Raw genomic sequence first — 23556 nt, forward strand, 5'->3', positions numbered from 1 at the left:
TAGCAATAAGCGGCGAATATTAAGTCATTAAAACAAATGAACAATCAAACAGATATGCTTATTACGATGCTTTTGGCTTGGCAACATCAATCACATAATGAAACTCTGTTGCCGAAATCTGACTTGCTTCACAGCTGTATTGATGTAACTGACAATAACGCGCCACATCTTGCTGGCTATGCGGATCAGATGACTTCAATAAAAACCGTGCAGAATCTGATTGTTTAAGGGCACGTTTTAGCATCAATAAAGGCATAGGACAAGGTTGTCCCATGGCATCAATCACTATGATAGGTTGTTCAGCATCACACAGCATTGAAGTAAAAATTCGCCTTAAAAAACAGAATGATCATACTAGCAAATTCGCTCACAAATCCCAAATAAATTTCATCTGAAGCATCGGGGCTATTCATTGCGCGGCTTACTGCGCATAAGGGCAAGAGAATTGGCTTATTTTGTGAGATATTTGCAATAAAATTTATAGATCAAAATTGTGCTAAGTCACTTAACAGAAATAAAAATTTTCTATTTGTTCAACTCGTTTCAAACTGAACAAGATAAATCAAAAAAAATCTATTAATTGTCATAAAGCCGTGTTAAGCTCGATGCGTATTTAGGATTTTAGATAGACAATCGTTGTTTGTCGCCCTATTACAAATGGATGTAACCGGGATTTTGTTAATAGTTATACAGAATGATTACAAGCTTAGAAATAAAAATATTTTTAAACTTTGTTTGCTCTGCTGTTTGCAACACCGGGTGGTCCTTCTTTTTAATCAATGAGGATTAACTTATGACAGCTCGTGAACAAGGCGTAGTTAAATGGTTCAACGACACTAAAGGCTTTGGCTTTATCCAACGCAATGGCGGCGACGATGTATTCGTTCACTTCCGTGCGATCCAAGGTGACGGCCACCGTTCACTTCGTGACGGCCAACGTGTTGAATTCAGCGTAGTAAAAGGCCAAAAAGGCTTCCAAGCTGAAGAAGTACAGCCATTAGACTAATCACTCGATTATTCTAAAAAAACGCTCCAATCCTGATTGGGGCGTTTTTTATTTGTATTTCTGTTTATAATAGGTCAGTTTTTTGTCTGTATAAGTTCGAGCACATATTTATGTCATCTGGTTTTGAAACCTTAAATTTACATCCGCAATTGAAACAGGCTATTGATGCTTTGGGTTTCAAGGAAATGACGCCAATTCAGCAAAAGGTTTTAAAATTTACTTTGGCTGGACATGATGCCATTGGTCGTGCGCAAACAGGTACAGGAAAAACTGCTGCCTTTTTAATTAGTGTGATCAACGATTTATTGAATAACCCAATTCAAGGACAGCGTTATCGTGGTGAACCACGTGCATTGGTTTTAGCGCCTACGCGTGAATTGGCTTTGCAAATCGAAAGTGATGCAAAAGACTTAACCAAATTTACCGACTTAAATGTGGTGACTTTGTTGGGTGGTGTAGATTTTGATAAGCAAAAGTCACAACTCAATAAAAACTTTGTCGATATTATTGTTGCGACACCAGGGCGCTTGATTGATTTTGTAGAACAAAAAGAAGTTTGGCTAGATCAGATTGAGTTTTTAGTGATTGATGAAGCAGACCGCTTGCTGGATATGGGCTTTATTCCATCGGTAAAACGTATTGTGCGTTATTCACCGCGTAAGGAACAGCGTCAGACGTTAATGTTCTCGGCAACTTTTAGTTATGATGTGTTGAACTTGGCTCAACAGTGGTTATTTGAACCTGTTACAGTCGAAATTGAACCTGAAAAGAAAACCAATGCCGATGTTGAGCAACGGGTATATATGGTTGCCAAAACCGATAAATACAAATTGCTTGAAGAAATTTTACGTGATGAGCCGATTGAAAAAGTCATGATTTTTGCCAATCGGCGTGATCAGGTGCGTAAGCTTTATGATCATTTAAAGCGTGATGGCTATAAAGTGGTGATGTTGTCAGGTGAAATTGCCCAAGACAAACGCTTAAAAATGCTGGATCAGTTTAAAAATGGCAAACATAACATCATGATTGCAACAGACGTTGCAGGGCGTGGTATTCATGTCGATGGTGTTTCGCATGTGGTGAATTTCACTTTGCCTGAACAGTCAGATGATTATGTGCACCGTATTGGTCGTACAGGTCGTGCAGGTACACGTGGTGTGAGTATTAGCTTCTTGTCGGAAGATGATGCGTTCTATTTACCAGAAATTGAAAAAGCCATTGGTCAAAAATTGCCATTAACACGTTTAGATGGTTATTGCTAATTACTCATTTAAGCTATTTTTTAGTTTAAATCCTGCTGTTCTTAGTTTAAAAGTCGCTCTCAGTGGAGCGACTTTTTTGTATTTGCTTCTTATGTCGTGCTGTAATAATTTACTTTGCCTGACATCTAAAGGTCAGCACAGTTTGATAATCATCATCACGGGCAATATCAGTATTACGTCCCGCAATTGTACCTAAAACAGTTGCTGCCGCCTGAATCATTTGTCCCGTTTGCTCATCGACTACACCTTTGAGTGCGCCGTTATAAGATGTTTTTTCATCAACCAAGACTGGAGTGGCACGCGTACCACAGGTTTTATTGGCAGCTGTAATTGCATTATTTTTGGCAATAATATTACTTTTACCTAAACCTGTGACTTCATATAGGTTGTTTTCTTTTTGAATGGCAAGAGAATTATTTGGCGTGGTGGCACATGCGGTTAAAAGTGCAAAAACGGCAAGGCTAGAAAAGGCGACTATTTTTTTCATATCTACCTCGGGGCTAAACGCTGTAGCGCGTATTGTTTGTTGATGATATTTCAATTCAAATGTGTAGAGATTGAAAATAACAATTTGATCTAGTTGAACATAATCTGGATGGTTTTAGATGTAGACACTGTATAGGCTGTGTTGATAATTCGTCATTCATTTATACACATCAAACCCAATCCATAATGTATTTTCATGCTCTCAAACTATAGATGAATGCGTCAAAGCATCATTTTTTAGATGTGCTGAGCAGGTTCATCTTAAAAGTGCAGACATATAGACCCTAATCAGAATCTTGCAAATAAGCATACGGAAATAGCGCAATTTTTTGAGTTTATGCTAATCTTAACCGAGCTTTTTGAAATAGTTATATAAGTCAATGACGGATACAGCGGTAGAAATCGTTCATCAAAATATTCATCAACGTCAGTCTACGGGGCAGTTAGTTGAACCTGCACCAAATACTGAGCAGCTAGAAATGGCTTTTCAGGCAGCTTTAACCGCACCAGATCATCATCGTTTAAAACCTACGCGCTTTGTGGTGATTACTGCCGAGCAACGTGCAGCATTTGGTGAGTTACTTTCTCAAGCCTTGGCAGACATGGGCGAAACCGATGCGGTTCAGTTGGAGCGAGTGAAACAGCATCCATTTCGTGCGCCACTTTTAGTGTTGGCGTTAACACAATTTCAGGATCATCCAAAAGTGCCATGTTTTGAGCAGACTTTAAGTACAGGTGCTGCGGTACAGAACTTTTTATTGTCTTTGCAGGCGCAGGGTTTTGCCAGTATGTGGCGCAGTGGTGCAGTCGTTGAGTCAAACTTGCTGAAACAAGCTTTAAACTTAAATGCAGATGATTTAATTTCAGGCATTATTTATGTGGGAACAGCAGCCAAAGCCATTCCTGCCCGCACTGAGTTGAATACACAAGCTTATGTTCGTTATTGGAACGCATAAGTCTTTATTTTTTAGGATATAACAATAATGTCAGAATTAAATTTTACCGATTTGGTTGAACCTGTTGCAGTAGATCGAAAAACTGCGTTACGTATTACAGTATTGGGTGGTGGCAGTTTTGGTACAGCAATGGCCAACACCGCTGTGCGTAACGGTTGCGACACGATGATTTGGATTCGTGATGAAGCGACTGCCAAAGAAATTAATGAAACGCATATTAATCGACGTTATTTGCCAGATTTTCAGTTGGAGCAGGGTTTAAGAGCCGTTTCAGATTTGGAAACTGCAGTTCGTGACCGTGACATTATTTTAGTGGCTATTCCAAGTCACTCTTTCCGTGATGTGTTGCGCCAAATTAAACCTTTTATTAGCGCACAAGCAGTGGTGTCTTTAACCAAGGGTATTGAAGCCAAAACCTTTAGTTTTATGAGCGATATTATCCGTGAAGAATTGCCAGAAGTGCCGTATGGTGTATTGTCTGGCCCGAACCTTGCCAAAGAAATTGTGGCGGGGCAGCCTGCAGGTACGGTTATTGCCAGTCATTCTGAATTGGTGCGTTATGCGGTGCAGCAAGCTTTACACAGTGCGTTATTCCGTGTTTTTGCCAGCGATGATGTGAATGGTGTGGAATTAGGCGGTGCGCTGAAAAATATTTATGCTGTGGCGATGGGCATGGCAGCCGCTTATAACGTGGGTGAAAATACCAAGAGTATGATTTTAACCCGTGCATTGGCAGAAATGAGTCGTTTTGCGGTTAAGCTTGGTGCAAATCCATTGACCTTTTTGGGTTTGTCGGGTGTCGGTGACTTATTTGCAACGTGTAGCAGTCCATTGAGTCGTAACTATCAAGTGGGTTATGCATTGGGCAAAGGCAAAACTTTGGAACAAGCCACAGAAGAATTGGGGCAAACAGCCGAAGGGATTAATACCATTGTACAAGTGCGGGCGCGCTCGAATGAATTAGATGTGTATATGCCAATTACTTGTGCGCTTTATGAAGTGATTTTTGAAGGTGCGCCACCCATGAACATTGCGCTGTCTTTAATGAAAAATGGACATCGCAGTGATGTGGAATTTGTCTTGCCGCATCATCAAGTTTAGTTTTACATCCATAAAACTGCGCCACAGTAGGTAAAAACTTGCGTGGAATATGACAGTTTGGTGAACTGAATTGTCATATTCTCAGGTTATACTGAGCGCATAATTTGAGTTAAATTGACACAACTTAATGTGTATCATCCTATAAGGAAATTCTATGCAACTGACTCTTGTTCGTCATGGTGAAGCCGCTCCTGCGATTATGGGCAATGATCATCAGCGTCCATTGACTGAGCGTGGTCATATACAAGCACAAGAAACGGCAGACTATTTAAAAAATATCATTCAGCCCGATGTGTTTGTGGTTAGTCCTTTATTGCGTGCACAAGAAACCTTGGCACATTTGCAGCAATATTTTAAAGATGTGCCTGTGGTGGTCTGCAATACCATTAAACCTGAAGATGATGCAAAAGTTGCGGTGGAATGGTTGTCACAATTGCCGTATGAGTCAATTGCGGTGGTGTGTCACATGAATGTGGTGGCACACATGGCAGAAATTTTGACTTCAGAATCTTTCCATCCCTATCATTTGGCAGAAGCACGTATTTATGAGCAGGCAGTAATTGCTGCGGGACTTTCAACCCAAATCAAAAGTTTTATTCCAAACGCATAAAATAAATGTATAAAGTTAAATACAATTCAACGGTAGAACGATAATAATGCTGTATTTATGGATGCCAGAAGCCAATGGGGTTTGGCAATGGTCAAATGGGGAACACTGGACACAGGCAGATAATCTTGATGCCTTGATTCAGGCATTGCAATCTTTTCAAGGGAAAGATGCTGTGGTGTTTTTTCCAAGCCGTGATGTACAAATCATGCAACAAACTTTGCCTAAAGCCCAATATAAACAATTGGGTGCAGATGGCGTGAAGTATTTATTAGAAGAATATACCGTATTGCCAATTGATGCGATGCAGGTGGTTCATCATTTTCAGCCACCTGAGCAAATAACCGTGCTGGGAGTTGCCAAGCATAGTATTGAAACCTATTTGCATGTATTAAGTTTGTTGCCAGTTAAAATCAGTGCATTGTTACCTGATTTTTTAATTTTGCCGCAACCTGAACCAGGGCAAACGGTGATTGGAAATATTTGCGGACGCTTGTTGGTACGTGAAAGTGAATTTTTAGGTTATTCAGTTGATGATCTGGCACTTTATCTAGATTATCAAACTGCAGAACGAAACTATAAAATCACCAACTTTAGTGCAGAACAAATGCAAAGTATTGAAGCATTTGCAACACAAGAACAATTAGAAAGCTTTCATTATGTAGTACCTGCATTAGTGAAAGCCAAACAGCATCCATTCAATATGCTGCCAAAATCCAAGCAAGACACGGGTGTTTCAGGTTATTGGAAAGCCTGTGCAGCAGTATTTCTTGGGATTTTAATTGTACAGTTTAGCTATGATGCACTGCGTTGGAGCAAACTTAAAAAAGTAGCAGATCAAACAGCGGTTCAAGCCATAGAACAATATCAATATTGGTTTGGTGCAAATAGTCGTATTACCGAACAAAATATTCAAAGCCAGTTTGAAAGTCAGGTACGCATGAGTAAAAATGCAGATACTCAAGCGCTGCAATTGCTCAGTCGTGTTGGCCCTGTGTTGATGCAAAATCAAATTGTGGCCAATCGTGTGAGTTTTGATGCCAATATGTTGAACATGGAATTGAATACCAACTCGGCAGCGACCTTACAAGCGCTCACTCAGCAATTGAATCAGCAGGGTTTTAAGGTCGAGCTGGGTAATATTCAGCCGAGCGCGTCAGGTGCAGTAGGATTGGTGAAAATACAATAATGAAAGCCATTGAAAAAATGTCGACTTGGTTCGATCAACGTATTGAACTGGTGCAAGATTATTTAGATCGTTTAAATACACGTGAGCGTGTTTTGGTGGTGTTTACCACAATCTTTGTGATCGTTGCTGCGGTGGGTTCTGCATTGTGGTATATGCATGCCGCAGCCGAAAAACAGCAAAAACGGGTGAATGATCTTAAAGATTTGGTGGTGGTGATGCAAACTCATGCAGTCACCATGAAACCAGCTAATGATGCTCAACTCAGTGCAGCCGATAAAATTCAGCGTGTGGCTCAGCAACAGGGTTTATCGGTTGCTTCGCAGCAAAGTGGTGACAAGATGCAACTTGTAGCGAGTCATGCCAATTATGCTGTGTTGGCAAATTTTTTAACCCAATTGGCGCAAATGGGTTTAAGTATCGAAAAAATGGAATTAATTTCTGAAGCAGGGCAGATTAAATTAACAGCGACAGTCCAGTAAAGGTTAAAAATAAAGTCCGAAACTCGGAAAATAAACCCATGTCAAGCATAGCGTTTTGACTGGGCTAAGCCTATAATATGGCGACTTAGAAAGCAGTAGACTTTTGCAGATATGTTGTATTCTCTAGCCCGCCCGTTGTTATTTTCTTTAGCACCAGAGCGTGCACATGAGCTGACACTATCACTATTGAAATCGAGCCATAAAATGGGCTTGATGCGTCAAAAGACTGTAGCGAAACCTGTGACTTGTATGGGAATTGAATTCCCTAATCCAGTAGGTTTGGCAGCAGGTCTAGACAAAAATGGTGCATATATTGATGCCTTGGCTGGTTTAGGCTTTGGGTTTATTGAAATTGGCACCATTACGCCACGTCCTCAAGCGGGCAATCCGCATCCACGTTTATTCCGTATTCCACAGGCCAAAGCCATTATTAACCGTATGGGTTTTAATAATGATGGGGTCGATCAGCTGATTGAAAACGTCAAAGCGGCAAAATTTAAAGGTATTTTAGGGATTAATATTGGTAAAAATGCCGATACGCCAGTTGAAAATGCAGTAGATGATTATCTGATTTGTTTAGAAAAAGTCTATAACTATGCCTCTTATATCACCGTAAACATTTCATCACCCAATACCAAAAACTTGCGCAGTTTGCAAAGTGGTGATGCGCTGACTGAGTTATTGCAAACCCTCAAACAGCGTCAGTTGGAGTTAGCCGAAGAACATCAACATTATGTGCCGTTGGTATTAAAAGTTGCTCCAGATCTAGACCCTGAAGATATTCAGTTTATTGCCAAACAATTATTGCAATTCAAAATTGATGGTCTGATTGTGACCAATACCACTTTGTCGCGCGAAGGTGTAGAAAACTTGCCGCATGGCGATGAAGCAGGTGGTTTGTCGGGTGCGCCTGTGTTTGAAAAAAGTACTGCATGTTTGGCAGCATTTTCAGCAGCACTGAAAGGTGAAATTCCTTTAATTGGTGTAGGTGGCATTTTGTCGGGCGAACAAGCGGTTGCCAAAAAAAATGCAGGTGCAAGCTTGGTTCAGGTGTATAGTGGTTTAATCTATGCAGGTCCTGAGCTGGTTCAAGATTGTGTGAACGCCTTATAACTTATGAATACCATTGATATCGTTATTCTGATTCTCTTGCTTATTGGAGGGTTGAACGGTTTGCGACAAGGATTTATTAAAGCCTTTGCGAACTTGGTAGGATGGATTTTTGCCCTAATTGTTGCGGCAAAATATGCAGTTGTCCTAACACCTTCGATGACAGCACTCAGTAGCGATCCTGTGGTACAAAAAATTGCAGCCTTTGCATTTATTGTCTTGGTGATTGTGGTACTGACCTGGATTGTAACCGCTGTTTTAAATGGTGTTTTAAAGAGCTTGAAACTTGGTCCATTAAATCGTTTGGCAGGCGGTGCATTTGGTACCTTGAAAGGCTTACTCATTGTTCTTATTACCATTCAAGGCATTGGTCCTTGGGTCGAAAGCTCGCCTTATTGGAAACAGTCTAAATTTGTGCAAACTTTATTGCCGTATGCACCGTGGGCAACAGAACTCTCCAAAGACGCTGCCAATGAGGCTTTACAGCACATCAAGTCGAAAGATGCCGCGCCATCTTCCGACATCGCATCTGACGCAAAAGAAAACCGCTCTGGCGCAGATGGCTCAACGAATAATCCTTTTTATTAATCCCTAGCTGGTCTGCGAGGTTGCTATGTGTGGAGTTGTTGGTATAGCTGGTAAATCACCTGTTAACCAAATGTTGTTTGATGCATTAACGATGTTACAACATCGTGGACAGGATGCAGCTGGGATCGTAACTTGCCACAATGGACGTTTGTTCTTGCGTAAAGATAACGGTATGGTGCGTGATGTATTCCATACGCGTCACATGCGTGCGTTGCAAGGTAATTATGGTATTGGGCACGTGCGTTATCCAACTGCAGGTTCATCTAGCAGTGCCGAAGCGCAGCCATTTTATGTGAACTCGCCGTACGGGATTACTTTGGCACACAATGGTAATTTGACCAATGCCGAAGAAATTCACGAAGATCTGTTTAAAACAGATTTACGTCACATGAACACCGATTCTGACTCAGAAGTGTTATTGAACGTATTTGCACATGAATTGCAAAAACGTGGCAAATTAAACCCAACTTCAGAAGATATTTTTCATGTGATCAGCCGTGTGCATGAGCGTTGTAAGGGTGCTTATGGCGTTGTTGCTATGATTACAGGTCAAGGCTTGGTTGGCTTCCGTGATCCAAATGGTATCCGTCCATTGATTTACGGTTCACGTGAAACTGAACAGGGCATGGAATATATTATTGCATCAGAATCTGTGGCAATTACTGCACTTGGCTTTAAAGTTGAACGTGATATTGCGCCGGGTGAAGCGATCTTTATTAATGACGCAGGTGAATTATTTACCCAGCAATGTGCCGCTAAACCTGAATATCGCCCATGTATTTTTGAGTATGTATATTTTGCTCGTCCAGATGCGACCATTGATGGTATTTCAGTGTATAAAGCGCGTTTGAAAATGGGTGAAAAACTGGCGCATAAAATTACCCAAGAGTGGGGCGAGCAACACGATATTGATGTCGTTATTCCAATTCCAGATACATCACGTACATCAGCTTTAGAATTGGCAAATACTTTAGGGGTTAAATTCCGTGAAGGTTTTATGAAAAACCGCTATATCGGACGTACCTTTATTATGCCAGGTCAGCAATTGCGTAAAAAATCAGTGCGCCAAAAACTGAACCCTGTAGAGCTTGAGTTTAAAGGCAAAAATGTACTGTTGGTGGATGACTCGATTGTCCGTGGTACGACCTGTAACGAAATTATTCAAATGGCACGTGATGCTGGGGCGAAAAAAGTATTCTTTGCTTCTGCAGCGCCAATGGTGAAATATCCAAACGTGTATGGTATTGATATGCCAGCCAAAGATGAATTAATCGCGTCTAACCGTAATGTCGAAGAAATTCGTGAAATTATTGGTGCAGACCGTTTAATTTTCCAAGATTTAGAAGATTTAAAACAAGCCGTTCGTACCCATAAAGTACCGCATTTAACTGAATTCGATTGTTCAGTATTTGATGGCGTGTATGTAGCTGGCGGAATTGACGAAGCTTATCTGAATGATCTTGAGCAAAAGCGCAACGACTTGGCTAAAAAAGGCAAAGATGGTTATATTGATGTCAATATTGATGCCGCGTCAGTAGACTTAACTGGTGTAAAAGAGAGTTAATTTTTTTTCTGATCAGCTCAGTGAGAAAAGCGGGAAATTCCCGCTTTTTTCATTTATGATGGTGGCTCAAATACAATGTAATTCAGGATGTTTACATTGAGGTCTGTGAGTAGTTACTTGATTAAAAACAAAAATATGATTTGGTCTGCAATTTTATGTTTGGTTGCAGTCGCTTTGACCCTGTTTATCTTAAACACAGTTTTGGGTCTGTTGGTCTATTATGTCGATTCAAGCCAATCCATCTATTGGCACAGTCTAAGCCCATACTGGATTACGGTCTTGGTGCTGATTATGACAGTATCCGTCATTTTGGAATTTTACGTTTTTCGCTCAGGTGGTCATTCTTTGGCAAAACAATTGGGTGCGCGTCGTTTAACCCAGTTCGAAAGTACCCCAGAAGAAAGTACCGCACTTAAACTGACCGAACAATTGGCCGATACCTTTCAAATCCCAGCGCCTACTGTATATGTATTGCCCGATGAAATTGGGGTGAATGCCTTAACCGCAGGCTTTAGTCATAAAGACATTGTGATTATTTTGACTTGGGGCGCTTTGCAAAACTTGGATGAGCAAGAGCTTTATGGATTGCTCAGCCATGAGTTTAACCATATTTTAAGTGGTGAAACCATTGATAATACTAAACTTAAAATCCTCTACAGTAGTCTAACCACGTTTAGTAAGTGGGGCAGTAGCATCGCCAAACTTGGTTTTGGACAACATCGTGATGCGCCGCCACATAAGTTAGCGACTTTTTTTGTGGCTGTAGGTGGTGGTATTTGGTTGTTTGGCAGTTTAGGAGTGTTGATTACCCGCTTAATTAAATATATTAGTCTAAGCGGACGTACCTTTAAAAATGATTTAAAAACCAAACGTTTGATTCAAAATAATGCCAATATTCAAACTTTGCTGCGGATTTATGTGCATCATGCGGGATCGCAAATTCATAGTGAATATTCAGAATCGATTTCCCACATGTGCTTTGCTAACTCGCTCAGTCCGCAAAGCTGGATGAATATTCATCCAAGTATTGAAGCCCGTATTTTTGAGCTTGATCCAACCTTGGTGCAAGACTTACAACTCGAAAATTTGAAGCGTTTACGCAATCAGCCTTTGTTTAGCCTATTTCGCTCGTTAGAAGAAATGAATGCTGAATATTATGCGCCGTGGAGCTCGCCGCAACCTTTGCCTTTGCTGCGCTTGTCGCCGATTAGCTTTGCAATTAATGATGCAATTAAGCCACTCAAGCCTGAAATTCGCAATAACATGCCGCGTCCAGAGCTAATTCAGCGTGCCTTACAAACGGCAACGGGTTCGCGTGAGGTGATTGTCGCTATTTTGATGATTCGCCAATATCGTGAATTTATTCCTGCTGAAGCAGAAGTGAGTCGTGCAATTGTAGATGCTTTATTACATTTGGATGGGCGAGTACATATCTCGATTTTCCATGAAGCATGTAAAAATATTGGTGGTATGCCGCTGAGTATCGCACGGCAGTTTTTAACCAAATTGGCAAAAATCATTCAGGAAGATGGTGAAATTGGTTTGTTAGATGCTTTGCTGCTTGAACGAATCAAGTTTGAATTAAACTTACTGCCTTTACATACACCTGCAGCGTTACACGAAGTTAAACCGCAAATTGTACGTTTAATCGATGCTTTATTGCATGTGCAGCAAATTAATAGTGTTAATCAGTTAGATGTACGTGAACGTATTTTAGAACGTGTTTTAACTGCAGATGAATTGATTGATTATGAAGAAATTTCAGATGAACCGATTGATTTATCAGAAATTTTAAATGATATGGCAGGTTTGCTGCTGCGTGATCGACTGATGGTGTTAGGCATTGCTGAAATTTGTTTGTGGAATGACCGTATTATCACCCAAGATGAATTGGATGTTTTGGAGTTGCTCTATTGGCGTTTAGGTTTTAAAACCGAAGAAATTGTCGAGCAAATGCAAAAACAAAACAGTTTGATGATTGTGTGACACTGATTGACTAGGTGTGTTTAAAGCAGATTTTGAAAAAATACGAATAGGTCAGATTGGGTGAAAGAAAGCACAGCATTGTGCAGCCTTTCTAGGTAGAATAGGTGCTATCTTGCATGTTGTTCTGTGATAAATACGTGCAGCGAAAAATTAGATAGGTGATGATAAACATGATGGGGCATCAGCGTGACATTTTAGCCAGTTTGGGAATCGATATTTGGGTTTCCAGAATGGCTGTGTCTCAAACTTTGCCACAATCATCGGTTTGGCGCGACCAAGCTGCACCTGAAATACACAGCGAAATTATTGTTCCTGCTGCAGTACCTCAACAATTAAAACAACAACAGCCGATTATTCACGAAAAGCCTAAGCAAGAACCATCTCCGCAACATACGACAGTTGAAGCGGCCGCGCCAGAAGTTGTTCCTGAAGCGCGTGTCATGCTGCAAATTGAAGCATTTAGTATTGAAGCTTTGCAGTTGCCACATTGTGTCATTTTGGTAGAAAGCACTACCTTGAGTCAGGAACAGCAACAATTGTGGCGTAATATTCAACATGCGCTACAGGCCGAATATCACGTATTGCAATGGCCTTTTGCTTTAGAAGTATTACAAGACGGCATCGGGGTAGAAAATTATGTGCAAGGTTTTGTTGATGTCTTGAGCACAGATAAAAACATGCTGATTTTAGGTCAATTACCACATTTTAAATCTGAACAATGTTTGCATTTAGCCAGCTTGCAAGAGATGTTAGATCAACCGCTGTTGAAAAAAAGTCTGTGGGATGCGATACAAATCACATCGTTACAGCCTAAAGCCTAAGTCAATTCAGATATTTAAAACTCTACATATACAAGCTATTGTAGACACGAAACAGGGATAATCATGCGTAAAAAAGTGGTAGTGTTTAGTCAAATTGATGCAGAAATTTTAAGTAAGCTAGAGCAAGATTATCAGGTGGTGCAGGTCAGCCCGAAGTTGGGTGACGTGAATCAACAGTTGCTTGAGCATGTGCAAGATGCGGATGGCATGATTGGTGCAGGGCGCTTGCTTAATCAAAGCAACTTGCATACTGCGACTAAACTCAAAGTGATTTCGAGTGTAAGTGTCGGTTACGACAACTATGATGTAGATTATTTAACCCAACAAAAGATTAGTCTTTGCCATACACCGCATGTCTTGACTGAAACCACAGCAGATTTAGCCTTTACTTTATTGATGAGTGCAGCACGACAAGTGCCATATTTAGATCGGTGGACTAAACAAGGGCAATGGAAACGTACCGTGGGTGCAGCACAGTTTGGACAGGATATTTATGGTAAAACCATTGGTATTGTAGGTTTGGGGCATATTGGTGCGGCTATCGCACGTCGAGCATTTCATGGTTTTAATATGAATGTGGTGTACCACAATCGTCGTGAAAAAATGGAAGTGGCGAAGGCATTTAATGCAGAATATTTAAGTCTGGATGAATTGCTGCAACAGTCTGATTTTGTGGTACTGGCAGTCGATTTAAATGCAGACTCTAAAGCCTTAATTGGTCAGCGTGAACTTGATTTAATGCCGTCTCATGCAATTTTGGTCAATATTTCGCGTGGTTCGGTCATTGATGAGCAGGCACTTATTCAGACCTTACAAGCAGGCAAAATTTTTGCCGCAGCTTTGGATGTCTATGACAAAGAACCACTGCAAGAATCACCATTATTTGAGTTAGATAATGTCGTGACTTTGCCGCACATTGGTTCAGCAACTGCAGCAACTCGTCGACAAATGGCAAACTTAGCCTATAAAAATTTAGTTGATGCGCTGGAAGGACGTCGCCCGCAATATGTTGTTAATCCTGCTTGTTATACGTCTTAAAGTTAAAGATGATTTGGTAAAAATTGATAACACATCATTGCAAATGCGTTCATTTTTCAATGTTATAGTGAATCATTATGCAAAATATGTATTTGAGATCATCCATTGAAACATCTATTACTGATCTGCGGTTTGAGTTTTGCCAGTATTGCGACAACCCAAAGTGCCAATCTAACCACCACACCACAATTTAATGTGCCTGAAATAGGCAGTGGTGTGGGATTAATTGATCAGCAAAAAGAACGCAGTATTGGTGAAAAAGTCTATCGGGAAGTGCAGCGTAAAATGCCTGTCACGCAAAACCCGTGGCTGGAAGATCAATTAATCAATACGTTTTCGCATCTACTCAGCCAAACTCAATTGGGGCAACCCATTGGGCTACTCATTATCAATGATCCACAAATTAATGCTTTTGCTGTGCCGGGTGGTTTATTTGCGTTAAACACAGGTCTTATTAATTCTGCCCGTAATATGGATGAAGTTGCGGGCGTGATGGCGCATGAAATTGCGCATGTGTCGCAACGTCATTACAGTCGCTCTCAAGAGGCATTTAAAGGACAGGGTTTGTTGGCACTCGCTGGGGTTGTGGTTGGGGCATTGGTTGCCTCACAAGCCGATGGTGATGCAGGCGCAGCGGTGATGATGGGTTCTCAAGCCGCTTTAATGGATCAGCAATTGACTTATAGCCGTAATCAGGAACGTGAAGCAGACCGTATTGGCATGCAATATATGTATAGCGCAGGCTATAACCCACAAAGCATGGCAGATTTTTTTGAGGTGATGCACCGTACTACGAGTCGAGTGAGCTTCTTACCTGACTTTTGGTTTACCCATCCCTTAACCACAGAGCGGATGAGTGAGGCGCGTTTACGTGCCAATCAATTGCCACCAGTGCCAACCTCGCTGCGTGATGAAGACTTTGAGATTTTAAAGTTATATAGTTTGGTGGTTTCGCAGCAGGCGACAGAACAGCAGCTTAAAGCATTTGCAACCCGTAACCATTTTGCGGCGAATTTGGCTTTGGCTTATTTTTATAGCCAGCAAGGCGATTTTGTTTTGGCGCAACAAAGTATAGATCAGGCCAAAAGTCACAATCGTTTACATAATTTATTGACACTTATTCAAACTGACATTTATTTAGGGCAAAATAAAATTGATTTAGCGCTCAAAACAATTGGTTCACCTGCGCGAATTATGCCTGAAAATCGTGCGCTGAATTATAAATGGGCCGAGGTTTTGATTCGTCAAAATCAAACTACGCAAGCAGAAAGTATTTTGAAGGATTTCTTGCAAAAAAATCCACGTGATTTATCGGCATGGAATTTAATGCAGCAAGCGGCAAATGTAGACCGAAGCTCTGCATTACGCACGGTAAATGTGTTACGGTATCGTGCAGAAGTACAGTATTGGTCAGGTTGGGAAGAAGAGGCAATTAAATCATTACTGCACGCGCAGCGTTTAGCCAAAGACAATCAGGCGATGTCGGCAAATATAAAAAACCGTGTGACTGAAATGCAAAGAGAACGACAGTTAAAAATATAAGTCGGGCGTACATACGGTGGCATAACAATAAAGAAAAGGAGTTTAAGAATGATTGAGGGACAATGTTTATGTGGTGCGGTGTATTACCGTTACCATGCCGAAATTGAAAAAACAATATTATGTTTTTGCCAGCATTGCCGTCGTGCGCAAGGCGGTATTATGGGATGGAATAGTCCAGTGGCACGCGAACATTTTGAAGTGGTGCGTGGCTTAAAATATCTAAAAGAATATTTTCATAGTCCCAATAAAGCACGGGTATTTTGTCAGGAGTGTGGCAGCCCGATTTATTCTTATCGGCTAGATTTACCCGATATTATTCGCTTACGCTTAGGGACAGTGACTCAAGGCAAAGTTCCCGAACCATGTGAGCAAGCATTTGCGCAATACAAACCCAACTTTTTGGCAATTGAGTCGTGTGAATAGTTATTCACCGAATATACAATGCTAAAATAGAACTTGAGTTGAAACGACCCTGACTTGAAAATGAAAAAATATATTTATTTATGCCTTACTTTGGGGATGACCTTGCAAAATGTCTATGCTGCGAGTGCAGAGCAGTATGTGTTGGCTGTTGAAGAAATTAATGCGCAATATAAACAAGATACCCGACAGTTTTTACGAGGCTTAAACCCACAACAGCAGGGTTTTAATCCGCAGCAACAGCAGCAGTTTTGCGGCATTGTTAGTCGTTATGTTGATCGTTTATATCAGGCAGCAGATGAAAACCGTGCCTATTTGGATCGTCGTTATCAGAATATTAATAAACAGGACGTGATTCAGCAGGTCAGCACATCTAAAGAAATGCAATTACTGAAAAAATATCAAGTGAACTGCGATTTAAAGTAAAAAGTTAAAGCAGAAGTGTCTAAGGGTGAATAGATAATCTATCTCATCCTAGGTTTAGCATTTTACTTAATAGCATTAGATAGAAAGATTAAAGCGGGCTTAATCTGACATTTAAATCAGTGTTCGGAGAAGCACAAATTTGGGGTGAGCTAATTAGCTTAATTTGGCTTTAATTTTGGCAGATACTTGAGCAGGATCGGCGCGCCCGGCTATGAGCGGACGCAGAGAGTTCATCACCTTACCCATATCTTTCATGCTAGTAGCTTGTTGCGCTTCAATGGTTTGCGCAATCATGGAATCAAGTTCTTCCTCAGTCATAGCTTCTGGTAGAAACTGAGATAACACCTCAATTTCGGCTTGTTCCTTACTAGCTAAATCTTCTCGGCCAGCGCCTTCAAAGGCTTTAACCGATTCTTTACCTTGTTTAATTTGCTTTTCAATGACCGCAAGAACCTGAGCATCGTCAAGCTCTTTGCGCTCATCGACTTCGATTTGCTTAATTGCCGCCTGTAGACTACGAATTACCGTTAACTTATGCATTTCTTTGGCGCGCATTGTCGCTTTCAAAACGTCAGTAATTTGGTTTTTCAAAGTCGTCATCATTTAATCCAGACAGGCAATCACAAATTAATTAGTAAAGGCGAGTAGTACGTACTGATTCACGCGCCAATTTCTTTTGGTAGCGTTTAACAGCAGCAGCTTTTTTGCGCTTACGTTCTTGAGTTGGTTTTTCGTAGAATTCACGCTTACGTACGTCAGCTAAAACACCTGCTTTTTCGCAAGAACGTTTGAAACGACGGATAGCTACGTCTACTGGTTCGCCTTCTTTCAATTTAACTTGTGGCATGAAGAATCCTCATTAAGTTATGGATAAGATCTGGGCGAAATTGCCCACGATCACAAGTGAAGGTCAGTATTTTACTCATTTACATCTCATATCACAAGTCTATAATAGGTTTCGCAATAGAATTGATACAGGTTATAGGCAATTTAATGATCGTTTTAGGCTTAGAAACATCTTGTGATGAAACAGGACTTGCACTGTATGACAGCGAGTTAGGTTTGCGCGGGCAAGTACTGTATAGCCAAATTAAATTGCATGCAGAGTATGGTGGTGTGGTACCCGAACTGGCTTCACGTGACCATGTGCGCAAACTTATTCCTTTAATCAATCAATTGCTTGAGCAGAGCCAAGTCAAAAAATCTGAAATTGATGCAGTGGCTTATACCCGTGGGCCGGGGCTAATGGGCGCACTCATGACAGGCGCATTATTTGGACGAACTTTAGCTTTTGCCTTAAATAAACCTGCAATTGGGGTGCATCACATGGAAGGGCACATGCTTGCACCATTATTGTCTGCGACACCGCCAGAATTTCCGTTTGTCGCTTTATTGGTTTCGGGTGGACATACACAGCTCATGGCAGCTTATGGCATTGGCCAATATGAATTGTTAGGCGAGTCGATTGATGATGCTGCAGGCGAGGCTTTTGACAAAGTTGCCAAAATGATGGGTTTACCGTATCCGGGTGGGCCAAATATCGCCAAACTAGCTGAACAAGGCGATGCCAAAGCTTTTGAATTTCCACGTCCAATGTTGCACCAAGGCTTAGAATTTTCATTTAGCGGTTTAAAAACTGCGGTTTCAGTACAAATGAAAAAGTTAGGTGATGAAAACCGTGATGCCGATATTGCGGCAAGTTTCCAAGAAGCGATTGTTGATACTTTGGTGAAAAAATCGGTAAAAGCTTTAAAACAAACAGGTTTAAAACGCTTGGTGATCGCGGGTGGGGTGAGTGCAAATACTCGGTTACGTGAGCGTTTAGAAGCAGATTTAGCTAAAATTCGTGCAACGGTTTATTATGCAGAACCTGCATTGTGCACCGACAATGGTGCAATGATTGCTTTTGCGGGCTATCAGCGTTTAAAAGCAGGGCAGCAAGATGGTTTATCGGTTACGACTACACCACGTTGGCCAATGACGGAGCTTACCAATCCAACTGCGGGTTAAGTTGTTCGTAGCATAAAATCAATCAGAGGCAATAATCTGCCTCTGACTTTTATGCTAAGTTTTTACATTAATATTAGAAACGAATACTTAAGACTTAGCGAACTGCGTCCATTAAACCTTTGGTAAGATCTTTCATCATGCCTTGCATCACAGCATTCCCTGCATTTGTACAGTTTTCTAATTTTTTACCTTCTAGTGATTTACCTTGATTGGCCATTTCTTCGCACTTCTGCAAAACTTTTTTAGCTTCATCTAAGTTCTCGGCATAATACTCTTGCGTTTTCACTTGTGTACATGCTGTAAGCGTTGTAATTAAACTTACTGTAATTAACAAATTTTTAAATTTAAACATTATTTTTTAACCGTTGTTTGTTTTAAAGAGATTGCATCTTAAGCGAATAATGGGTTCATAAAATAATACAATGGACTAAAGTTGATCTTATTAAGTAAAATTAAATAATTGCAATATAAATATTTTTAATTTTTTTGAAGTTTTATAGTCATATTCTATCCCAAACTTTATTTCACGTATTGGTTTCAAATAGAACTTCTTTATTTTTTTTGTGCACTCATCCTACAATTTATAGAAATCCATAAAGTAGCTGACAGCAGTATTTAAATCTGTGAATCCTGTCCAATTGTTGTGTTTTCAACTTTAAACTATGATTTTTGGTAGATATTTAATATAAAACCAATTGAGATAAACATGCGATTTAAAAATACATTTTGCATTATTTGTGTGATGGGGATGATGGTATTGACCGCTTGCGAAGGGGCTGAGTCAATACAGCAAAATATAAATAGTACAGAAAATCAGCCGAGTTCAGTGACAGCCCAACAGGTCGAAGTACCGACTCGTTTGACTACTGTAGCAACTCATCCTTCGGCTATCACACCTGAAGCGACAGTACCGCAAGAAGTATATGTAGGAGAGCTGACTGTGGCAGAAATGCAGGCGCATGGCGAAGAATTTTATAAAGACACATTGGCACGGATTGCTGCAGAACAAGGTCAGTAGTCGCTCAGTCATTTAGCGCGTTTAAATAGAGTGGGTTGCTGACTATCTTCTATATGCAAACAACCCATTAAAATATTTAAAGTGCTTTAAGTTGCTGCGAGCCAATCCAGTGTTTAGAAAATTGATAGGCAGCACGCCCTGAACGCTGTCCACGTGCCTGACACCATCTTAATGCTTCTGCACGTACTTCGGCAGTCATTGGCATTTCGGCTTTGTGTAAATAATGCTCCACAATTTCTAAATATAGATTTTGATCCATTGGATAAAACGACAGCCATAGACCAAAGCGATCAGACAGTGAAATTTTCTCTTCAATTGCTTCTTGAGGATGCAACTCAGTATATTGCGGTACATCTACACGAGTGACAGGTGTATTTTCATGCATAAATTCAGGTAATAGATGACGTCTGTTACTGGTTGCATAAATAATAAAATTACTGGAACCTGATTGTAATGAACCATCTAAAACACTTTTTAAACTACGATAATTTTCATCTTCTGCGTTAAAAGCTAAATCATCACAGTAGACAATAAATTTTTCAGGACGATGCTGAATGATTTTTTGAATTTCTGGCAATTCAGACAAATCATCGCGTTCAATTTCAATTAAACGTAATCCTTGATTGGCATACTCGGTCAATAGGGCACGTACAATAGATGATTTTCCCGTACCGCGTGAGCCTGTAAGTAACACATCATTGGCAGGTAAGCCATTTAAAAACTGCAAGGTGTTTTGAATGACTTTTTCTTTTTGCTTTTCGATGCCTTTTAAATCATCTAAATCAATTTTTCTTGGTTGTTGAATCGCTATCAATTGTCGATCTTGCCATTTGAATGCGATGGCGGAAAAGTCGGTTTCTTGTTTTAAAGCAGGTAAACTTTGCTGTAGTTGTTGGAGTACATGAGAAAGTGATAATAAGATGTTGTCGGGTAAATCTAGGTTTGCCATGATAATTCAGCTTAAAAAATGCAGATCAGATTGCTACACTTTAAGACTAGCGCAATTGACCTAGATTTGACAATCAAAGTGTGAATCGAGTCATTGACGCGTATTACAATTTTTTAGATATTGTTGTGTATAGTAGGCATAGGCAAGCGTAGTGCTGCGAATAAACCAACGGATTGAGGAATGCTATGTTATTTAAAGATTTCACCGAAGATGTTAATCCGCATCAAGCCTATCGCATAAAAAAACTCAAGCGCCAAATTCAAAATGCCGAATCGTATGAAGAATGGAAAAGTATTGCCATTCGTATAGATGAAGAAACTGGTGCGCAAGAATGGAAATATGACAACAGTTCGCCATATTTTGATGCGGAAATTATCTCGCATCGTTTAAATTTATTACGCCGTTATCGCACCACCGAACGCAGTCACGATTTAATTTATATTTTGCGTGAAGGTTTAACTTTTGACATAGCCAATATTGCCCATCCGATGTTGTTTACTGCAACCTATGTGGGTACTAAAAAAATTATTGAAGATTATGTGGATGAAGTCAGTAAAAGTTTGGCTTTTGTCGCTTCAGATGAATGTCAGGCTTTAACCAAAGTAGAAAAAATAGAGTTTTTTCAGCAATGCCAAACTGCATACGGACAACCTGCCTTGATGTTCTCTGGTGGGGCAACGCTAGGTTTGTTTCATACAGGTGTTTGTAAGGCCTTACTTGAGCAGGACTTAATGCCAAAAGTGCTGTCGGGTTCGAGTGCGGGCGCAATAATGACTGCAATGCTAGGCATCGCAAAACCTGAAGAAGTACAGCATATTTTGGGTGGTGAGTCATTTTTCCACGAAGCATTTCAGTTTAGACAAATGCGCGAAATTCTTAAAGGCAATGGTGGAATTGCCGATGTGCATTATTTAAAAAAATTCCTGATCAAAAACTTGGGCGATACCACGTTTGAAGAAGCTTTTCAAAAATCAGGTTTGCATATTAATGTGGCGGTTGCGCCTTATGATGCATCGCAAGACTCACGCATTATGAACAGCTTCACTGCGCCAGATTTGTTGGTTTGGAGTGCGGTGTTGGCCTCGTGTGCTGTGCCAATTTTATTTCCACCAGTACGTTTAACCAACAAGCGTTATGATGGCGAACACACTCCATATATGGGTAAAACCCGTTGGGTGGATGGCAGTGTGCGTAGCGATTTCCCACAGGAAAAAATGGCACGTTTGTATAATATTAACTACACCATCGCCAGTCAGGTCAATCCGCATGTAGTGCCTTTTATGCAGGATGATATTAAGCGTTATCGTAAAGATATGCTGAGTTGGCCAGAACGGATTATTCGTCGTCAGGGCAAAGTCATTAGTCGTGGGGTAATGGATTTTGTACGTGAGCGCGCAGGAGCTGTACCGCCAGTGCGTCGTTTGCTAGATCATGGCTATGGCATTGTCGATCAGCGCTATTATGGTGATGTGAATATTGTAGGAAGCTACAACCTGCGCCATTACACATATATGCTGCAAAACCCGAAACCACAATTGTTTAAAATTTTGCAGCGTGAGGGCGAACGCGCGACTTGGCCCAAAATTTCATCAATTGAAACGCATGCACGTGTTGGTAAAACTTTGCAACATTGCTTAGAGTTACTAACTGCAACTCAAAGAGCAGTATCTAATGAAGTCGCAGCAGAAATTCGCCCTGGTGTAAGTGTTGTTTAATGTTTTGAATTTGGATATTGAACAGTTAGATTCTGCGCAGTTCGAGTTGCGTAGTAAAGCAAAAAGTTTGCAACATGGTCGGCATATCTATCGTTTTGAACATCAAGGGCAGTTTTATTGGCTTAAAGCCCAACAACCAGGTGTTCATAGGACAGTCGAGCAGGGCTTTGCACAAGAATGGAACTTTTATAAACAGTACGCGCAATCATCACATTTATCTTTTTTATTGCCATGTCAATTGATGGATGCTGTACCCATTCATATTCAGTCGCATGGCAATTCACATGACATTTCATTTCATTATTCACAGGTCTATTCACGTGCTTTGATTTTGCCTGAAGCAAAAGCCGCTCTTGCGATGGGTAATTTACCTGAGCATACAGAAGAGATTAAACACATATTTTGGCGTGTCTTTGAAACAGTAGAAGCATTGCATCAATTGGATTGGATTCATGCCGACCTAAAAGCTGAACATCTTGTACAGTTTGATGGACAAATCAAGTTATTAGATTTTGAGCAAGTACAGAAAGTTACAGATATTCAATGTCAGGAGATAACCGCTACACCGCGTTATATGGCACCAGAATTATTTCACGGACAGCTCAAAACTGCACAAAGTGATATTTATGCTTTAGGCATTATTTTTTATGAATGGTTAACGCAACAACGCTTGCAGGCAAATAGTTACCATGATTGGGCGTATTTACATTGTCAAAGATTGCATATCCAACTTTCTACGCATCTACAAGCATTTTTACCACTGCTGAATCACATGTTGGCAAAGTCCTATTCGCAGCGTGCAACGAGTATTGCAGAGTTGAAATTATGGCTTAGTGGCTGAATATGCTTAAGAAAAAATCAAAAAATAGTTTTTTGTTTTTTATTTAAACAGTCATTGCGCTTTTTTATAAAAAAGGCTTGTCATCAGGAAGTGATCTCTATAATATACACAGCCATCGGGGACGTGGCGAAATTGGTAGACGCACTGGATTTAGGTTCCAGCGCCGCGAGGTGTGAGAGTTCGAGTCTCTCCGTCCCCACCACTTAAACATCAAGCTAGCTTGATTTTAAGTTACAGAGGATTGGTGTAATGGTAGCATGACGGTCTCCAAAACCGTTCGTCAAGGTTCGAATCCTTGATCCTCTGCCAAATTAAAATCCAACAACTGAGTTGGTACCCAATGTTGGGGACGTGGCGAAATTGGTAGACGCACTGGATTTAGGTTCCAGCGCCGCGAGGTGTGAGAGTTCGAGTCTCTCCGTCCCCACCATACATTAAAGAG

The 23556-nt window shown here is 40.6% G+C and carries 26 protein-coding genes and 3 tRNA genes; 23 read left to right on the forward strand and 6 right to left on the reverse strand.

Annotated features, from left to right (window positions below; genetic code table 11):
• Positions 1 to 61 precede the first annotated feature (61 nt).
• A complete protein-coding gene (locus HX743_RS03305; RefSeq protein WP_096902533.1) occupies positions 62 to 316 on the reverse strand; it encodes a sulfurtransferase TusA family protein in 255 nt (84 codons plus the stop codon).
• 477 nt (positions 317 to 793) lie between these two features.
• Here HX743_RS03305 and HX743_RS03310 point away from each other — a divergent pair, with 477 nt between their 5' ends.
• Both HX743_RS03310 and rhlB read left to right on the forward strand, forming a co-directional pair.
• On the forward strand, positions 794 to 1006 hold the full coding sequence (locus HX743_RS03310) for a cold-shock protein (RefSeq protein ID WP_004648643.1): 213 nt from the start codon (positions 794 to 796) through the stop codon (positions 1004 to 1006).
• A gap of 110 nt (positions 1007 to 1116) precedes the next feature.
• Entirely contained in the window at positions 1117 to 2268 is a 1152-nt protein-coding gene (rhlB, locus tag HX743_RS03315) for an ATP-dependent RNA helicase RhlB (protein WP_004971493.1), read from the forward strand.
• A gap of 109 nt (positions 2269 to 2377) precedes the next feature.
• Here the strand turns inward: rhlB and HX743_RS03320 are convergent, their stop codons facing one another.
• Entirely contained in the window at positions 2378 to 2755 is a 378-nt protein-coding gene (locus HX743_RS03320) for a hypothetical protein (protein ID WP_178318506.1), read from the reverse strand.
• Positions 2756 to 3134: 379 nt separating this feature from the next.
• Here HX743_RS03320 and HX743_RS03325 point away from each other — a divergent pair, with 379 nt between their 5' ends.
• From HX743_RS03325 to HX743_RS03390, 14 genes are all read left to right on the forward strand, one after another.
• The gene (locus HX743_RS03325; protein WP_104851808.1) at positions 3135 to 3710 is read left to right on the forward strand and encodes a nitroreductase; all 576 of its coding nucleotides are present in this window, start codon (positions 3135 to 3137) and stop codon (positions 3708 to 3710) included.
• Between the two features lie 27 nt (positions 3711 to 3737).
• Positions 3738 to 4811, forward strand: coding sequence for an NAD(P)H-dependent glycerol-3-phosphate dehydrogenase (locus HX743_RS03330; protein ID WP_178318507.1), 1074 nt, complete (start codon positions 3738 to 3740; stop codon positions 4809 to 4811).
• A gap of 154 nt (positions 4812 to 4965) precedes the next feature.
• Positions 4966 to 5421: a histidine phosphatase family protein gene (locus tag HX743_RS03335; RefSeq protein ID WP_004971483.1), complete on the forward strand. Its 456-nt coding sequence runs from the start codon at positions 4966 to 4968 to the stop codon at positions 5419 to 5421.
• Between the two features lie 46 nt (positions 5422 to 5467).
• Complete coding sequence (gene gspL, locus HX743_RS03340; RefSeq protein WP_178318508.1) at positions 5468 to 6607, forward strand: type II secretion system protein GspL; 1140 nt, start codon at positions 5468 to 5470, stop codon at positions 6605 to 6607.
• Positions 6607 to 7086, forward strand: coding sequence for a type II secretion system protein GspM (gspM, locus tag HX743_RS03345; protein WP_178318509.1), 480 nt, complete (start codon positions 6607 to 6609; stop codon positions 7084 to 7086). The genes gspL and gspM overlap by 1 nt, the downstream gene beginning before the upstream one ends.
• Before the next feature lie 111 nt (positions 7087 to 7197).
• Positions 7198 to 8199: a quinone-dependent dihydroorotate dehydrogenase gene (locus HX743_RS03350; RefSeq protein WP_004971477.1), complete on the forward strand. Its 1002-nt coding sequence runs from the start codon at positions 7198 to 7200 to the stop codon at positions 8197 to 8199.
• Between the two features lie 3 nt (positions 8200 to 8202).
• Positions 8203 to 8784, forward strand: coding sequence for a CvpA family protein (locus HX743_RS03355; RefSeq protein ID WP_178318510.1), 582 nt, complete (start codon positions 8203 to 8205; stop codon positions 8782 to 8784).
• Between the two features lie 25 nt (positions 8785 to 8809).
• Positions 8810 to 10348, forward strand: a complete 1539-nt coding sequence (gene purF / locus HX743_RS03360; protein ID WP_096902526.1) for an amidophosphoribosyltransferase — start codon at positions 8810 to 8812, stop codon at positions 10346 to 10348.
• A 96-nt stretch (positions 10349 to 10444) separates the two neighbouring features.
• Complete coding sequence (locus tag HX743_RS03365; RefSeq protein WP_004971472.1) at positions 10445 to 12334, forward strand: M48 family metalloprotease; 1890 nt, start codon at positions 10445 to 10447, stop codon at positions 12332 to 12334.
• Between the two features lie 170 nt (positions 12335 to 12504).
• On the forward strand, positions 12505 to 13155 hold the full coding sequence (locus HX743_RS03370; protein WP_004971470.1) for a hypothetical protein: 651 nt from the start codon (positions 12505 to 12507) through the stop codon (positions 13153 to 13155).
• Between the two features lie 63 nt (positions 13156 to 13218).
• A complete protein-coding gene (locus HX743_RS03375) occupies positions 13219 to 14193 on the forward strand; it encodes a D-glycerate dehydrogenase (protein WP_104851813.1) in 975 nt (324 codons plus the stop codon).
• 105 nt (positions 14194 to 14298) lie between these two features.
• Positions 14299 to 15735 (forward strand): M48 family metalloprotease, encoded by a 1437-nt coding sequence (locus HX743_RS03380; protein WP_178318511.1) that lies wholly within the window; start codon positions 14299 to 14301, stop codon positions 15733 to 15735.
• A 48-nt stretch (positions 15736 to 15783) separates the two neighbouring features.
• Complete coding sequence (locus tag HX743_RS03385; protein WP_096902524.1) at positions 15784 to 16158, forward strand: GFA family protein; 375 nt, start codon at positions 15784 to 15786, stop codon at positions 16156 to 16158.
• Between the two features lie 60 nt (positions 16159 to 16218).
• Positions 16219 to 16581: a hypothetical protein gene (locus tag HX743_RS03390; RefSeq protein WP_004971462.1), complete on the forward strand. Its 363-nt coding sequence runs from the start codon at positions 16219 to 16221 to the stop codon at positions 16579 to 16581.
• A 153-nt stretch (positions 16582 to 16734) separates the two neighbouring features.
• Here HX743_RS03390 and HX743_RS03395 read toward each other — a convergent pair whose 3' ends face one another.
• Both HX743_RS03395 and rpsU read right to left on the reverse strand, forming a co-directional pair.
• The gene (locus HX743_RS03395) at positions 16735 to 17181 is read right to left on the reverse strand and encodes a GatB/YqeY domain-containing protein (RefSeq protein WP_178318529.1); all 447 of its coding nucleotides are present in this window, start codon (positions 17179 to 17181) and stop codon (positions 16735 to 16737) included.
• Between the two features lie 31 nt (positions 17182 to 17212).
• Positions 17213 to 17428, reverse strand: coding sequence for a 30S ribosomal protein S21 (rpsU, locus tag HX743_RS03400; RefSeq protein ID WP_001136722.1), 216 nt, complete (start codon positions 17426 to 17428; stop codon positions 17213 to 17215).
• 146 nt (positions 17429 to 17574) lie between these two features.
• Between rpsU and tsaD the strand changes: the two genes are divergently transcribed.
• Positions 17575 to 18591: a tRNA (adenosine(37)-N6)-threonylcarbamoyltransferase complex transferase subunit TsaD gene (gene tsaD, locus HX743_RS03405; protein ID WP_004971458.1), complete on the forward strand. Its 1017-nt coding sequence runs from the start codon at positions 17575 to 17577 to the stop codon at positions 18589 to 18591.
• A gap of 94 nt (positions 18592 to 18685) precedes the next feature.
• On the opposite strand, the gene HX743_RS03410 is transcribed toward tsaD, so the two are convergent.
• On the reverse strand, positions 18686 to 18943 hold the full coding sequence (locus HX743_RS03410; RefSeq protein ID WP_004971457.1) for an EexN family lipoprotein: 258 nt from the start codon (positions 18941 to 18943) through the stop codon (positions 18686 to 18688).
• Positions 18944 to 19297: 354 nt separating this feature from the next.
• Here HX743_RS03410 and HX743_RS03415 point away from each other — a divergent pair, with 354 nt between their 5' ends.
• Positions 19298 to 19609, forward strand: a complete 312-nt coding sequence (locus HX743_RS03415) for a hypothetical protein (protein WP_178318512.1) — start codon at positions 19298 to 19300, stop codon at positions 19607 to 19609.
• Between the two features lie 76 nt (positions 19610 to 19685).
• Here HX743_RS03415 and HX743_RS03420 read toward each other — a convergent pair whose 3' ends face one another.
• Positions 19686 to 20558, reverse strand: coding sequence for an ATP-binding protein (locus tag HX743_RS03420; protein ID WP_096902520.1), 873 nt, complete (start codon positions 20556 to 20558; stop codon positions 19686 to 19688).
• A gap of 185 nt (positions 20559 to 20743) precedes the next feature.
• Between HX743_RS03420 and HX743_RS03425 the strand changes: the two genes are divergently transcribed.
• From HX743_RS03425 to HX743_RS03445, 5 genes are all read left to right on the forward strand, one after another.
• A complete protein-coding gene (locus tag HX743_RS03425; RefSeq protein WP_178318513.1) occupies positions 20744 to 22273 on the forward strand; it encodes a DUF3336 domain-containing protein in 1530 nt (509 codons plus the stop codon).
• Positions 22263 to 23114 carry a protein kinase gene (locus HX743_RS03430; protein ID WP_178318514.1) on the forward strand — a complete coding sequence of 284 codons (852 nt, stop codon included), beginning with the start codon at positions 22263 to 22265 and terminating at the stop codon, positions 23112 to 23114. The genes HX743_RS03425 and HX743_RS03430 overlap by 11 nt, the downstream gene beginning before the upstream one ends.
• A gap of 117 nt (positions 23115 to 23231) precedes the next feature.
• Positions 23232 to 23316, forward strand: a tRNA-Leu gene (locus HX743_RS03435).
• Positions 23317 to 23349: 33 nt separating this feature from the next.
• Positions 23350 to 23423, forward strand: a tRNA-Trp gene (locus HX743_RS03440).
• A 36-nt stretch (positions 23424 to 23459) separates the two neighbouring features.
• Positions 23460 to 23544: transfer RNA gene (locus HX743_RS03445), tRNA-Leu, on the forward strand.
• The last annotated feature ends 12 nt before the right edge of the window (positions 23545 to 23556 follow it).

Origin of the sequence: Acinetobacter sp. Swhac1, from assembly GCF_013390985.1 — a bacterium.
GTDB classification, from domain to species: Bacteria; Pseudomonadota; Gammaproteobacteria; order Pseudomonadales; family Moraxellaceae; genus Acinetobacter; species Acinetobacter towneri.